The following is a 14,438-nucleotide window of genomic DNA, read 5'->3' as shown; positions in this document are numbered from 1 at the left end:
CATCTTCGCAGTTCAGCAACTACTTCTTCTTCTCGTCGCCGTCATCATCACGCTTGTTGCTTGACGACGACTCCCGCGATTTCTCCCCTTCGGTGCCAAATACAGCTCCCTCGGGATCGGACTTATCGCGCAGCGCCAAATCAGAGATAGCCTTCGCCAGACGCTCAGCTTTATCCAGAGCTGCTTGGCGATTCTCACTCCACGTTGGCAATTTAGAAACCGCCGTGGTGAAAAGCGGAATTCCCTGTTCATTAGTCACGACTGTGCGATGGATTCGTTTATTGCGGTTGCGACTGGCAGCCGGATTCTCAACTACTTTCACCGCAGCCTGGTCGGTGATTGGCTCACCTGGGTCCGTGGTGCCAGCGTTTTCAGCCGAACCATCCGTGTCAGCAGAGTCACCGGAATCGACTAAGTTCCCGGAATCGTGTTCCACCGTGTCCGCAGCCTCAGCATCAACAGCAGGCGCGTCACTCTCCTCCACGCTGTGGAGCAGCGCAGTTACTCCCATCTCTGCTTCAAAATCCATGGCATCCGAATCAATCGAGCCACCGGAAACCATGCCAACTGCATAGGCTCCCTGCCCGACATGAGCAGCAAGCGACTCCGGCAAATCCAGGATTCTAAACCGGGTATCGTCGGGTAGCTCTTCGGCAAGCATGGCCTGGAGCTCGTGGACGTCGTCAAGCGCGTCGGAATGATGCAGCAATACCGCAGGCGGACGGTTCGCCGATGACGCAGACCGCACCATCTTCGTGGCAAAATCCACCATCCGCTGCTTGACCTTCGCTTCTGTGCGGCACTTGGCGACGAGTGCCAGTGAGCCATCTTTGATGCCGACGATGGGCTTGATAGCGAGAGCCGTAGAGAGCATCGCTTGGCCCGCGGAGATGCGACCACCACGGCGCAGCGAATCAAGCTTTGGTACAAACAACCAGAGTCGATAGCGCTGCAGTACATCACGGGCTACATCGGCCACCTCATCACGACTGGCCCCGGCCCTCGCTGCCTTAGCTGCCGCGATGGCAGCGGCACCGACTCCAGCCCCTACGGTGTCGGTGTCGATAACGGTCACGCGGTCCAGTGCACCAGCAGCGGTGACAGCGTTAGACCAGGTCGCGGACATTCCTTTGCCAAGATGCAGGGCAACAACGCCAGCGTCAGAACCATCCTTGTTGGAGCGTTCCAGCGCACGCGCATATGCGGCGCACAGCTTCAGCGGACTGACTGCCGACGTGGTGACGGCGTCTTCATTGATGTCATGGCCGATGGGAACCACGGTGATATCGAGCTTGCGGGCAACCTCGGGCATCAGGCACGCGGTGTCATCCACAACAATGCGAACGCGACCGTCACCGGGCATGGCGGCCTCCTGCGGAATCAGAAACCTGCGCCTCCCGCTCACGGACCTTTGCGTTAAAAGCATTCAGGTACCAGGAGGTCTCACCATTGACGCGCGTGCGCTGCTCCATTTCAACCCACGCAGTGTTGCCCAGGCCGTTGAACGTGCTGAAGTAGTCGCGCGGCATCTGCAGCAGAGCTGCGGTAGCGGCAGCAATGGCACCACCGTGGGACACGAGCACAAAGGTGTCCGACTCCCAAGCGGGGGCAGCCGCGAGGTCAGCAATCACCGCGAGCATTCGGTTGGAGACCTCAAAGCGGGTCTCGCCGCCCTTGGGTGCCCAGTTGAGGTTATGACGCCAGTGGTCACGCATACCGGGAAATGCGGAGTCAATCTCGTCGTAGGTGCGCTCTTGCCACTCACCGAGGTTGGTCTCACGCAGGCGCTTATCAAAACTCAACTCTGCGCCGGTGGCCTCAGCTAGCGCGCGGGCGGTGTCAGCTGCCCGGGTCAGGTCGGAGGACACGATTTTTGTGATTCGCGGTTCAGCCTCCGCCAGGTACTGCGCCGCAGTACGGGCTTGCTCGTGGCCAACGTCGGAAAGCTGCGTGTCCAGCTGTCCCTGAATGCGGCCGGTAGCGTTATACGACGTCTGCCCGTGCCGCAGCATAATCAGGCGACGTCGAGCGGCAACATGTGCCTCGCGTGAGCCCGCCACAGTTAAAACTCGTCCGTGTCCGGGTTTTCGGCAGCCAGCGGAATCTCGTCGATGGAACGAGCATTGCGGGCGGAATCTTCGCCGTCCTCGTTACTCGGCTGCTCGACGCCTTCGACCTCGATGCGTGGGCAATCGCGCCACAGTCGATCCAGGCCGTAGAAGTCGCGTTCTTCACTGCGGAAGACATGCACGACAATGTCGCCGTAATCCAGCAGCGCCCAACGTCCCTCACGGACACCTTCGCGGCGAACCGGCTTTGCGCCGAGGTCACGCAAATCGTCCTCAATTTCGTCGACGATTGCGGCAACCAGACGCTCATTGTCAGCACTGACCAGGACGAATGCGTCCGTAATCACCACTGGGCCAGAGACATCGAGAACAACGACGTCCTCACCCTTTTTGCTATCGGCGGCCTTAGCCGCGGCAGTTGCCAGCTCAATGGCGCGTGGTTGTGCAGTCACGAAAGACTTCAGCTCCTTGTGATTAAAAAATCGTGAAAAACAGCGTTTGTACTTGTAACTTACCGCCTCAGCGGGATTTTGCTAACTTTCAGTCGTCGGTATCGGACTTCGCATCCACCGATGCCGCATCCACCGGCGCCGTGTCCTCGGAGGTCGAGTTCACCGATGCGGGGCCCACAGAACCAACTGTGCCCTCAGCAGACTGGTACAGACCACGCTTAGCGATGTACTGGACCACGCCATCCGGCACCAAGTACCACACAGGGCGTCCTGCCTCCGCCCGCTTTCGACAGTCGGTGGAAGAAATAGCCATCGCGGGAATCTCGATGAGGTGTAACCGCGAGGCGTCGATTCCCTCCAGGTCCTCTGCACGCAGGTGAACTCCTGGGCGAGTGACGCCGACGAACGTTGCTGCGTCAAACATCTCCTCCCAGTCTCGCCACGTCATAATCTTCTGCAGCGCATCGGCACCGGTAATGAAGAACAAATCCGCGTCGGGATAGATGACCTTCAAATCTCGCAGCGTATCGACGGTATAGGTCGCACCCGGCCGGTCAATATCAACCCGCGAGACCGAAAACTGCGGGTTTGACGCAGTGGCAATGACCGTCATCAGGTAGCGATCTTCGCTGTGAGAGACCTTTCGGCCGCGCTTTTGCCACGGTTCACCCGTGGGCACGAAAAGCACAAAGTCCAGGTCAAAACGATCTGCCACCTCGCTGGCGGCAACCAAGTGACCATTGTGGATGGGATCAAAAGTGCCACCCATCACACCAATGCGCTGCCGCGGCGCTTCCGCCGACTTTGCTGTCAACGCGGCATGTACTCGCGACCGCACACTTTTCTTGCGCTTAATCATGACTGGCACTTTACCTGGGCACTACGGACGAGTCTGTCCACGACCAGACAGAACCCACTTGCTGCTGGTCAACTCCGGCAGCCCCATCGGGCCACGGGCGTGCAGCTTCTGAGTGGAAATACCAATCTCTGCGCCGAAACCGTACTGCTCACCATCGGTGAACGCAGTGGAGGCATTGACGCTGACGGCGGCAGCATCAACACGGTCGACGAACTCCTGGCACACGCCCCAGTCACGTGCAGAGATAGCCTCCGTGTGCCCCGAGGAGTACTCGGTGATGTGATCAGTTGCGGCCACCACACCGTCGACAATGCGCGCGGCAATGTCTAGCGAGAGGTACTCATCCGACCAGTCTTCCGCCGTCGCAGGAATAACCTCACCGGTCCACCCAGAGGCCGCCAGATTATCGACATCGCCGTGGACCGCAACGCCCGCGTCGGCAAGCGCGTCCAAAATGCGGACCTGATCCTGCGCGGACAGCGCCGAGTCAATGAGCACCGTTTCGGTGGCGTTACAGACGCTCGGACGGCGGGTCTTGCCGTTAATCATCAGCGCAATCGCCTCGTCAATGTCGGCGGAGGCATCGATGTAGATATGGCAGTTACCGGTACCGGTCTCGATGGTCGGCACCGTTGCCTTCGTCACAACGGCCTCAATCAAACCAGCACCGCCGCGCGGAATCACAACGTCAACCAGGCCGCGAGCAGTGATGAGGTCCTGCACTGAATCGTGGGTCTCACACGGCAGCAGCTGAACAAGGTCCTCCGGTGCATCGTGGTTGGCCAGCACCTCACGCAAAACCGCAACCAGCTGCGTGTTGGAGTGGACGGCGGACTTGGAGCCACGCAGCAAGGCCACGTTGCCCGACTTCAGCGCCAGACCAAAGGCATCGACAGTAACGTTCGGGCGAGCCTCGTAGACCATGCCCATCACGCCCAGCGGGACGCTGACCTGGGAGAGCTTAATGCCGTTGGGAAGAGTGCTTCCACGCAGCACCTCGCCTACCGGATCCGGCAGGGCCGCAACCTGACGAAGCCCACCGGCAATACCCTCAACACGATCGGCGTCAAGACGCAGGCGATCCAGCAGAGAATCACTAAAACCACGGGCCTTACCGGCCTCGATGTCCTTGGCATTGGCCGCCAGAATGTCTTCAGTACGGGCAACCAGCGCGTCGGCTGCGGCCAGCAGGAGCTCGTTCTTGCGTGCCGACGTAAAGCGCGACAGCTCTCCCGCGACAGCCTTGGCACGCTGTGCCTTTTCTAAAACCTCGGCGCGCTCAGCAGCACGCTCCGGGCTAAGAGCCGAATCCTCGGCAATGCCCTGTTGATTGGTGTTAGCAGTTTCGTTCGTTTGAGCAGTCATGCCTACCAGCATAACTAGAGTGAGACATCATTTGAGGGAATTAGCTCAGCAACCCAAGGAAAGATGTAATTCATCAACAGCAGGAACACGATGACGGCAATCACGATGGTGATAATCGCTTTCACCCACCACGGCCCCGGCAGGGATCGCCAATATGCTGCGTACATCTAGTTGACCTCCTTGGTCTCAACACCGGCGAGAACCGCGTGAATAATGAGCCGATGAGTGTTGTCCCACTGCGGATGGCAGGTAGTCAGCGTAAGTAGAGTGGCGTCATCGACCGGATTGAGGACATCGGCGCGGTCCGGAGTGACAATGTGCTGGCCGGGAATCTCGGGGACATTAGTTCCCTCTGGCACGCAGTCGAAGCTTTCCCCTGCGCCAGCCATACCGTCGACCGGCAATACCTTGTAGCGGTAAATAGCATCACGCGTTTCTACAGTGATGTCATCGCACGTCTGCAGACGGTCAATGTTGTCAAAGGGAGCTCCGTGGCCGTCACGGTGAGCGGCGTAAGAGCTGTTGCCCACCTGCCCCGGCAGGGCCGTGCTCGGATAATGGCCGGGGCCACCGCGCAAAACTTCCTGGGAGACACCTTCGAATACGACCAAATCGCTAAAACCCGCTTTAGGAGCGGAAATCAGCGCCACCGCGGCCCCAGGCATCCAGGAGCCCTCAACAGCTGGCTCCGTGCCTTCTGGCGCCGGAGCTGGGGTCGACGCCGGTGCGGACCATGCCTGCTGCAGCTCATCACGAGCCTGCTGCTGAGCTTTCCCGGTCTCAAGACCAGACCAGTACAGCAGATAAAAGGCGAAGAGCGCCACCAGCACTCCAGCTGTCAAGAGCAACTCGCCGATGACGCCAATAATCTTCGATAACACACTTAGGATTATGCCCGAAAGTTCCTCATCCAGGCAGTCTGCACTCAGCCAGTCCTCCCCCAGCCAGTCCTCCCCCAGCCAGTCCGCACTCGGCCAGTCCGCACTCGGCCAGTCTTTGCCGAGGCACCTCTATCCGGGCGCGCCCAGGTGTGCGTCTTTAAGCGCTGCAGCTCTCAGCGCAACACCCTCCTAAGCGCGGGAAGCGAAATCCGACAGGTAGTCGGCATGAACGACAGGTTTCTGCATGTCATTCGGCAATTCCTCGGTGTGGTAGCCGATCATGCCCAGCAGCTCCTCAGAGTCATAGTTGACCTCGCCGCGTCCGATGACCTCACCGCTCGGGCCAATCAGGTCAACGATGTCACCAGCGGAGAACTCACCGTCAACCGAGGTAATACCGACCGGGAGCAGCGACTTACGCATGCGTGTTACGGCGTCAACCGCACCGGCATCCAGGCGAAGCAGGCCCGAGCTATCCGCTGCGTAGAGCATCCAGAACTTCCAGGCGCTCAAGCGGTTGTCCTTCGCGGCGAAAGCGGTTCCCACGTCTGCCTGGTCAAGTGCTCGCTCAATGTTGGACGCCGAAGTCAGCAGCACCGGCACCCCAGCACGCGAAGCCAGGCGTGCGGCAGACACCTTCGAGGCCATTCCACCGGTGCCCAGTGCTCCACCGTCACCGGCGATAACACCACGCAAGTCGTTACCGCTGCGCACCTCTGGCACAAAGGTTGCACCTGGATCGGCCGGGTTACGGTCGTAGAGGCCGTCGACGTCGGAAAGCAGAATCAGTGCATCGCAGTACGCCAGGTGACTGACCAGGGCGGCCAGGCGGTCGTTGTCGCCGAAGCGGAACTCCGAGGTCGCGACCGTGTCATTTTCGTTGACAATTGGCACTGCACCCAGCTGGCGCAGGCGGTCGATAGTGCGCTGAGCGTTGCGGGCACGCGAACGCACACCTGCATCGTCCGAGGTCAAAAGCACCTGCGCAGAAGTGCGACCATACCGCAGGAAGGAGCGTCCCCACTCCTGTGCCAGGCGCACCTGCCCCACAGCTGCAGCCGCCTGCTTGGTCGCCAAATCAGTGGGACGCGAAGTCAGCCCCAGCGGCCCCATTCCGGATGCCACCGCGCCGGAGGACACGACAATGACATCGCTAAAGCCCATACGCTTTTCCAGGGCATCGGCAATGAAGTCGATGCGTTCGGGATCGGTACGACCGTCAGATCCGGTCAACGAGGAAGAACCAATCTTCACCACGACACGCTTCGCGGTCCGAATTGCCTCACGAGTCTCGGAATCGAAACCGCCTTTGGTTCCCGGAGATAAATTCTCAGTCGCCTTTTCAATCTCAGCGACGGTGGACTCAGGATTGTTGTGAAGCAGCTCGTCGACCTCCTCACGGGAAATCGGCGCGTCCGATTCAGACTTCGGCGCGGTAGCTACCGGGGCTTCTAATGCATCTGCTCCAGTGACGTCAACATCGTTGGCAACGGTGTCGGAAGGGATAACTGACTCACTCATTTCACTAATGGAAAACATGACGGTCTAACGTAATTCTGACTATATAATTGTTTAAACAATCAATGGCAAAATGCAAGTTTGAAGTCTTCGCTTGCCGACGACGCTGTCGCCCGCGACTATGAGTACCGGTCGCGAATAGCCTCTTCGCCATCCCCGAAATCGTACTCGTCAATCAGACCACGGCGGGCCTGCGATGCACGCTTACGCTGCTCGGCGCTAGTGCGCTCGTTGACGTAGAGACGATCGTCGGTACCACGGCCACTCGGCACGAAGTCATCGGTGCCCGCGACCTGCTGCGGGTACCACTCGAAGGTGAGATAGGAAATCGTCACCGGGCAGCCAACCGTTGCCCCAGCCTTTGCCAGGGCATCTTCGACACCAAGCTTGGCCAGGCGGTCAGCCAAGTAGCCGACTGCCTCGTCGTTTTCGAAGTCCGTCTGGTTAATCCAGCGCTCCGGCTTACGGCCACGCACAATGAACCCATCTGGGGTATTCGGATCGCGCTCGATAGTGAAGTCCGCACCTTCGCGCTTCTTGCCACGCACACCTTCCAGACGGATGACCGCACGGGGCTCCTGCTCTGTTGGCAACGGATGCGCCTTGCGATAGGCGGCAATCTGATCCTTCAGACCGTAGGTCAGCTCCTTGAGCCCCTCGTGCGTCACCGTAGAGATCTCATAAATCGGCCAGCCGAACTTCTCCAGCTCCTCGCGCTGCATGTCAATCATCTCGCGAGCATCGGGCAGGTCAATCTTGTTCAGCACGATGACGCGCGGACGCTCTGCGAGATCCCCAAGCCCCACGTCGGCCTTCAGCACCGACTGGTAGTTGGCGAGTTCCGTCTCCAACGCCCTGATGTCAGAGACCGGATCGCGGTCGCCCTCCAGCGCAGCAGCGTCAACCACATGAACCAGCACAGCGCAGCGCTCAATGTGACGCAGGAAGTCCAACCCAAGACCACGGCCTTCAGATGCCCCCGGGATAAGACCCGGCACATCTGCGATGGTGAAGGACTCGTAGCCAACGTTGACTACACCCAGGTTCGGCTGCAGCGTGGTAAATGGGTAGTCACCAATCTTCGGCTTAGCAGCGCTCATGGTGCTGACCAGCGAGGACTTTCCGGCTGACGGGAAGCCCACCAGTCCAACGTCTGCCATGGATTTGAGCTCCAAGACAAGGTCCTTGGCCTCACCCGGCTCACCGAGGAGAGCGAAGCCCGGCGCACGGCGGTTCTTGTTCGCCAGCGCTGCGTTGCCCAGGCCACCGTAACCGCCCTCAGCGGCAATGAAGCGGGCACCCTTACCTGTCATGTCCGCGAGCACTTCCCCATCCTCGGTCATGACAACCGTGCCCTCCGGCACTCCGAGAACCAGGTCCTCACCACGAGCACCGTTGCGGTGATCGCCCGCGCCCGGCTTACCGTTGGCAGCCTTGATATGGGGGTGGAAGTGGAAGTCCATCAGAGTGTGAATCTGCGGGTCGACGACCAGCACAATGTCGCCACCGTGGCCGCCGTTACCGCCATCGGGACCGCCGAGTGGCTTGAACTTTTCACGCAGCACCGAGTTACAGCCGTGACCACCGTCGCCGGCCTGCAAATGCAGTACGACACGATCTACAAAACGAGACATAAAATCACACACACTTCCGAGCGGAGAGCCATCATCTAGTGCCTGGAGTAATGCCCTAATTTAAGCGAGCCGACGGGCAGAAGTCTAGGCGGTAACAAAACGCTGCCTCGCAACCTAAAAGCGCGAAACAGTACATAAACAACAAAAGAGCCGATTACCTTTCGCAGTGGGAAAGGAATCGGCTCTTCTGCAAGGCAGTTAAACCTGCCTCAAATTCAACGTTGCAGTAATCCTATGTGGACAACCGAGGGTTGTTCTTAGGAGTTATTCTCAACGATGCTGACAATGCGGCGGTTACGGCGGGTACCGAACTCGACTGCGCCTGCCTTCAGAGCGAAGAGAGTGTCGTCGCCGCCACGGCCAACGTTCTCACCCGGGTGGAACGAGGTACCGCGCTGACGAACGAGAATCTCGCCTGCCTTAACCTGCTGGCCGCCGAAGCGCTTCACGCCGAGGCGCTTAGCTTCGGAGTCGCGGCCGTTGCTGGTGCTGGATGCACCCTTCTTAGTAGCCATGATTTTCTCCTAGGGAAAAGCTAATTGGAATTTCGGCGGTTTACTTGGAGACGCCGGTAATCTTCAGAACAGTGAGCGGCTGACGGTGGCCGTAGCGGCGCTTGTAGCCAGTCTTGTTCTTGTAGTGCATGCCGCGGATCTTCGGGCCCTTAGCGGCCTCGACGATCTCTGCGTTAACGGTAACGTTGGCAAGCTTGTCGGCATCCGCAATGACATCTGCGCCATCGACGAGCAGAACCGGGGTGAGAGCCACGGACGAACCCGGCTCACCCTCGATCTTCTCGACCTTGACGAGGTCACCTTCGGCAACCTTGTACTGCTTGCCGCCGGTCTTGACGATCGCGTACATAGGAGGGCTACCCCTTTATCTGAGAAACTCGACTCAAGGAATCTTTGTAATTCCTTGACTGGACAATGGAATTGCGATTAGTTGCGTGTGCAGAACACTTCAGGGACATACCCGAAAGCCAAATCCGAGTAGATTTCCCCGCTCTGGCCGTTTCCTTACCACCAGCACCTCAAGCACCAGTGGGCATGACCAGATACGCCTACTAATCAGCGACTGGTCAAGAGTAGCGAAAAATCCCCCTAAATTACAAACTGCCCGAGTAAGACCCTGTCCCCCATCGGTTTTCACGGTCTTCCCGGGCAGTTTCCGAAGCCACTTTCCACCCCCTGCTTTAGGGAACGGAAAACAACCTTCTATCTGGCCTTATTTCAGATTTCCAATCTCTAGTTCTGGCCACTTCGGCGCACCGCACGACGCACGCGGCGACGACGATTGGCCGGTTTCGTCTCCGGCGCCGCAGCACCGCAATTAGCCTGCTTCTGCTCTGGCTTAGTAGCGCGGTTTGAAGCGCCCTGTCGCTGCTTCGGCGCAGTCGCTTCGGCATCGCTTTGCGACGAGACCCTGCGCACCGCCCGACGGCGATTACGGCGAGCTCCCGTGCCCTGGACTGCTACGACCTCAACCCGTGACTTGCCCGAGCGGCGTCCACCGCCACTGCGGTTGGCGCTGCGGTTGCTGTCATCGCGGTTGTCTTTCGCACGATCTCCACCCTTGCTGCCTTCAGCGTCCGCCTTTGGCTTAGTGGACTCGAAGTCCTCGCGACGCGGTGCGCGATCCGAGCGGGAGTTACCGCGCGTCGGACGACGACGGCGTGGAGAACGCTCGAACGCCTCCTTCGCCTCCTCATAGGTCTGGGACTCCTCGGCCACAGCCTTACCGGTCTTGTTAGCGTTGCCGCTCTTGCCATCCTTGGCTGGCTCCCTCACATCTGTGGTGGAAGCTGCCTGAGACTCAGCCTGAGGCGCAGTGGTTTCATCCACAGCACTACGACGCACAGCGCGACGACGGCGACGTCGAGCGCTAGCGCTGCTGGAGCGTTCAGCCTCGCCACGGCCTCCACCGGAGCCACCGTTATCGGTGCGCTCGGCACGCTCAGCACGGGTCGGGCGCTCCGAACGCTTGCGACGATCACCATATTCTTCGTCGCGGTCATCAGCGTCGCGTGCAGCCGAATCAACGGCAACATGCTCCGCTACCCTGCGACGCGTAGCCCGACGGCGGCGGCGCTGCCCCTCCTGCGGCATGTAACGGTCATCCGACGGCTCCTCTGGGTCCTTCTCACGGGCTTCCGCAACAGCTGCGGCAGCCAGAGCAGCTAGGTCATTGGAGTTCTCCGATTGCTCAGTACGCTCGCGGCGCTCCTGACGGCCACGGCCGTTCTGTCGCTGCTCATCGTTTCGGCCCTGGCTCTTACGAACCCGGCGACGACGCGGCGGCTTCGGCTCATCGTTCTCAGAAGAGACAATGACAGCTTCGACAGCAGCTGCGACACGCTTGTCGGCTGCGTCTTTGTCGCGCTGGTTGGTCTCCGCGTCGTCGTCACGCGTTGCCTTGGAAGAGCCTGCCTGGTCGCCCTGATCGCGGTGCATGGCCAGCGCGGCCGGGTGGTTGGCCGGATTGTGCTCCGAGCGCGACTTGTTGCGGCGCTTGGACTTGTCCTGCTCGTCGTTGCGACGGCCATTCTTGTGGCCACGGCCCTGATTGTCCTGCTCAACCGGATCGATGTGGATAATCAGACCGCGGCCATTGCAGCAGCTACACGGCGTGGAGAAGGTCTCCAGCAGGCCTGTGCCCAGACGCTTGCGAGTCATCTGGACGAGGCCGAGCGAGGTGACCTCGGAGACCTCGTGACGCGAGCGGTCGCGGCCCAGGGCCTCCTTCAGACGGCGCAGCACCAAGTCCTGGTTTTCCGGCAGCACCATGTCGATAAAATCGACGACAATCATGCCGCCCAGATCGCGCAGACGCATCTGGCGGACGATTTCCTCAGCGGCCTCCAGGTTGTTGCGAGTGACCGTCTCTTCCAGGTTTCCGCCAGCGCCGGTGAACTTACCGGTGTTGACGTCGATGACCGTCATGGCCTCGGTGCGGTCGATGACCAGCGTGCCGCCCGAAGGCAGCCAGACCTTGCGGTCGAGTGCCTTGGCCAGCTGCTCATCGATGCGGAAGTGCTCGAAGACATCAGCGCCGCCGTGCTCCTTGGCGAAGTAGCGCTGCAGTCGCGGCTCCAGCTCTGGTGCCAGGTCGCCGATGTAGTCCGTCACTGTGTTCCACGGGCGATCGCCCTCCACCACGAGACGCGAGAAGTCCTCGTTGAAGACGTCGCGGACGACCTTGACCAGCATGTCTGGCTCTTCGTACAGCGCAATCGGCTTTGCTCCACGCTTCGCCTTCGCTGCCTCGGAGGCTTCCCAGATCTCCTGCCACTGCGACTCCAAGCGCTTGATGTCGGCCTCGATGGCCTCCTTGGACACACCCTCGGCTGCGGTACGGATAATCGTGCCCGAGCCCTCCGGCGTAACCTCGCTCAGAATCGACTTCAGGCGCTTGCGCTCCGGCTCCGGCAGCTTGCGGGAAATACCCGCGCTCCGGCCGCCCGGCACGTACACCAGGAATCGACCAGCCATCGAAATGTGGGTGGTCAGACGCGCACCCTTGTGACCAATCGGGTCCTTGGACACCTGGACCAAAATCTGGTCGCCGGCCTTCAGCGCATGTTCAATCTTGCGCGAACGCGACTTCGTGCCCAGCAGCTTCCAGTTCAGGTCACCTACGTAAATGACACCGTTGCGGTCGGTTCCGATATCGATGAACGCCGCTTCCATGCTGGGCAGGACGTTCTGCACGCGACCGAGGTAGATATTGCCGATCTGCGTGGTCTGCGTGTCAGAGGTAACGAAGTGCTCGACCAGCAGGTCATCTTCCAGCACACCCACCTCAGTGACAATGCCCGCGTGGTCATGGCGCTTGCGCTCACGCACCACCATCGTGCGCTCCACCGACTCACGACGAGCCAGGAATTCCGCCTCCGAGATTACATGGCGCTTGCGCGATTCCTCACGACGCTCGATACGGCGACGTCGCTGCGCCTCCAGGCGAGTCGATCCCTTAATCGCCTGCGGTTCCTCGACCTCTTCGCGGGTTTCCTCTTCCTCGCGCTCTGTGTTTTCGGTGGTCTTCTCCGCCTGTTGCGCGTCATCATTACGACGCCCACGTCCACGACGGCGACGACGCGGGCGCGGCTGACGCTCCGTTTCGCTTGACGACGAGCCGTCCTGCCCCTCCCCCGCGTTGTCATCGGTGCCCTGGTTGGAGGCCCCGCTGTCAGCTGAAGCTGCATCCTCGGTGGCCGAATTCTTGGCCGTAGCCGGGACAGCCTGCGGCGCCAGGAAGATAGGCGCAAACGCGGTCTGCTCTTCCGCAACCGGCGGCTCCGGGACTACCGGCGGCTCGATGTCTTGCAGGGCTTCGCTCTGAGTTGCCTGCGTATCCTGCGGCTCTTGCGTTTTCTGCGGCTCTTGCGCTTCCTGAGCTTCCTCTGCCACTGGAGCGCTGGTCGTGCGGACCGCACGGCGAACTCGGCGGCCACGACGTGTGGTCACTGCAGCGCTCTTTGCAGCAGGTGCTTCGGCGGAAGCTTCCTCAGCGGAGGTTTTCTCAGCGGTCTCGGCTACGGTGTCGGCAGCCTTCTTATCGGAAGCATTCTTGTCTGCAGCCTTCTTCGACGACGACTGAACGACAGCCTCAACAGCTTCCTCGACGACCGAGTTCGAGTCCTTCTGCTCGTCCTTCGCAGCGGTTTCTTCCGGAGCGCCAGCGGTCTTCTTCACAGCCCGCTTACGCGTTGCTCGCTTCTTAGTCGTGCTCTGCTTCTCTGCGCTCTGCTTCTCTGCGCTCTGCTTTGCCGAGGATTTTCTAGCCGAGGCCTTCTTGGTGTCCTTCTTCTCGGTCACTTCCTCGGCAGGCGCTGCGTCCGACTCCGCTTCGCTCTTGGCTGCCTTCGGCGCAGCCTTCTTTGTGGCCTTCTTCGCAGCCGACTTCTTGCCGCTCTTCTTCGCAGCTGGCTTCTTCTCGGACTTAGCTGCAGTTTGCTCGTCCGACTTCTCATCTGCCGCGTTCGGCTTACCTGCCGACTGTTTTTCCTTCGCGGCTGGCTTTTCGCCGGTTGGCTTGGTCGCAGCGGATCCGTCGTCAAGCGAGGCATCCTCTGGATGATCACCGATGAAATTCAGCACTGCGTCGAGCTGATTTTGATTAATGGTGGACGCAGCGGACTTTACGACGATCCCCGCGTGCCCCAGTGCTTCGATGGTTTCCTTCGAGGTCAACCCCAAGCTCTTGGCCAGGTGGTGGACTCGGGTTTTCAGAGCCGCTGACTCACGATCAAATTCGCGTGCCTTAGCGACAACATCCTGGCTGAAATTTGCCACTGTATTTGTTTCTCCTTGACACCCCACCACGCAAAACCCGACAACAGGAAGCACACTCTTTGTCATTCCATGTGCGCCTACATCCGTTGTGGCCTTGGAAACCAGGCGGAGCAACATGTTGCGACAGCCACTTCATTTGCGCCAAATGCGCAGATAGAGGGCCGAAAACGATGAACAATTATGAAAGTCTTATTGGCAGGCCTACCGGCTGACTCGGGGATTCAGCGATCACATGCGGCATATTTCATCCGCCGGAGCGAACTCCCGGGCACTACTGCTGCTGTCCATTGTCGCACATATCGAGCAGGTGGCGCGCACCGACATTGGTGGCGGCGGGCCAATCCGAGTTACTGACTGCGTTTATGA

The 14,438-nt window shown here is 60.0% G+C and carries 12 protein-coding genes; all 12 read right to left on the bottom strand.

The window, feature by feature from the left end:
- Window positions 1–19: 19 nt before the first annotated feature.
- The gene (locus HMPREF2878_RS09595) at window positions 20–1,363 is read right to left on the bottom strand and encodes a DegV family protein (protein ID WP_070653422.1); all 1,344 of its coding nucleotides are present in this window, start codon (window positions 1,361–1,363) and stop codon (window positions 20–22) included.
- Window positions 1,353–2,060 carry a histidine phosphatase family protein gene (locus HMPREF2878_RS09590; RefSeq protein ID WP_070653421.1) on the bottom strand — a complete coding sequence of 236 codons (708 nt, stop codon included), beginning with the start codon at window positions 2,058–2,060 and terminating at the stop codon, window positions 1,353–1,355. Before HMPREF2878_RS09590 ends, HMPREF2878_RS09595 begins: the two co-directional genes overlap by 11 nt.
- A gap of 2 nt (window positions 2,061–2,062) precedes the next feature.
- Window positions 2,063–2,521, bottom strand: coding sequence for a ribosome silencing factor (rsfS, locus tag HMPREF2878_RS09585; protein WP_048735108.1), 459 nt, complete (start codon window positions 2,519–2,521; stop codon window positions 2,063–2,065).
- A gap of 88 nt (window positions 2,522–2,609) precedes the next feature.
- Window positions 2,610–3,380, bottom strand: coding sequence for a nicotinate-nucleotide adenylyltransferase (gene nadD, locus HMPREF2878_RS09580; RefSeq protein ID WP_049182052.1), 771 nt, complete (start codon window positions 3,378–3,380; stop codon window positions 2,610–2,612).
- Window positions 3,381–3,401: 21 nt separating this feature from the next.
- The gene (locus HMPREF2878_RS09575; RefSeq protein WP_246821956.1) at window positions 3,402–4,745 is read right to left on the bottom strand and encodes a glutamate-5-semialdehyde dehydrogenase; all 1,344 of its coding nucleotides are present in this window, start codon (window positions 4,743–4,745) and stop codon (window positions 3,402–3,404) included.
- A gap of 14 nt (window positions 4,746–4,759) precedes the next feature.
- Window positions 4,760–4,912, bottom strand: coding sequence for a hypothetical protein (locus tag HMPREF2878_RS11345; RefSeq protein ID WP_005511511.1), 153 nt, complete (start codon window positions 4,910–4,912; stop codon window positions 4,760–4,762).
- Entirely contained in the window at window positions 4,913–5,626 is a 714-nt protein-coding gene (locus HMPREF2878_RS09570; protein WP_070653419.1) for a class E sortase, read from the bottom strand.
- A 189-nt stretch (window positions 5,627–5,815) separates the two neighbouring features.
- Complete coding sequence (proB, locus tag HMPREF2878_RS09565; RefSeq protein WP_070653418.1) at window positions 5,816–7,165, bottom strand: glutamate 5-kinase; 1,350 nt, start codon at window positions 7,163–7,165, stop codon at window positions 5,816–5,818.
- 98 nt (window positions 7,166–7,263) lie between these two features.
- Window positions 7,264–8,778, bottom strand: a complete 1,515-nt coding sequence (gene obgE / locus HMPREF2878_RS09560; RefSeq protein ID WP_069359626.1) for a GTPase ObgE — start codon at window positions 8,776–8,778, stop codon at window positions 7,264–7,266.
- Between the two features lie 257 nt (window positions 8,779–9,035).
- A complete protein-coding gene (gene rpmA, locus HMPREF2878_RS09555; protein WP_016422312.1) occupies window positions 9,036–9,293 on the bottom strand; it encodes a 50S ribosomal protein L27 in 258 nt (85 codons plus the stop codon).
- 40 nt (window positions 9,294–9,333) lie between these two features.
- Window positions 9,334–9,642: a 50S ribosomal protein L21 gene (rplU, locus tag HMPREF2878_RS09550; RefSeq protein ID WP_005511541.1), complete on the bottom strand. Its 309-nt coding sequence runs from the start codon at window positions 9,640–9,642 to the stop codon at window positions 9,334–9,336.
- 383 nt (window positions 9,643–10,025) lie between these two features.
- The gene (locus HMPREF2878_RS09545) at window positions 10,026–14,072 is read right to left on the bottom strand and encodes a translation initiation factor IF-2 N-terminal domain-containing protein (protein WP_070653416.1); all 4,047 of its coding nucleotides are present in this window, start codon (window positions 14,070–14,072) and stop codon (window positions 10,026–10,028) included.
- Window positions 14,073–14,438 lie beyond the last annotated feature (366 nt).

The organism is Corynebacterium sp. HMSC065H09, assembly GCF_001812845.1.
In the GTDB taxonomy this organism is placed as follows: domain Bacteria; phylum Actinomycetota; class Actinomycetes; order Mycobacteriales; family Mycobacteriaceae; genus Corynebacterium; species Corynebacterium jeikeium_D.
The sequence above is the reverse complement of the archived record's forward strand: the minus strand, read 5'-3'. Positions and strand labels throughout refer to the sequence as shown.

Bases quoted from the DNA above. Each gene is read 5' to 3' on its own strand.
- proB (WP_070653418.1), bottom strand. From the start codon at position 7,165: ATGTTTTCCATTAGTGAAATGAGTGAGTCAGTTATCCCTTCCGACACC.
- rplU (WP_005511541.1), bottom strand. From the start codon at position 9,642: ATGTACGCGATCGTCAAGACCGGCGGCAAGCAGTACAAGGTTGCCGAA.
- rpmA (WP_016422312.1), bottom strand. From the start codon at position 9,293: ATGGCTACTAAGAAGGGTGCATCCAGCACCAGCAACGGCCGCGACTCC.
- nadD (WP_049182052.1), bottom strand. From the start codon at position 3,380: ATGATTAAGCGCAAGAAAAGTGTGCGGTCGCGAGTACATGCCGCGTTG.
- HMPREF2878_RS09595 (WP_070653422.1), bottom strand. From the start codon at position 1,363: ATGCCCGGTGACGGTCGCGTTCGCATTGTTGTGGATGACACCGCGTGC.
- HMPREF2878_RS11345 (WP_005511511.1), bottom strand. From the start codon at position 4,912: ATGTACGCAGCATATTGGCGATCCCTGCCGGGGCCGTGGTGGGTGAAA.
- obgE (WP_069359626.1), bottom strand. From the start codon at position 8,778: ATGTCTCGTTTTGTAGATCGTGTCGTACTGCATTTGCAGGCCGGCGAC.
- HMPREF2878_RS09575 (WP_246821956.1), bottom strand. From the start codon at position 4,745: ATGACTGCTCAAACGAACGAAACTGCTAACACCAATCAACAGGGCATT.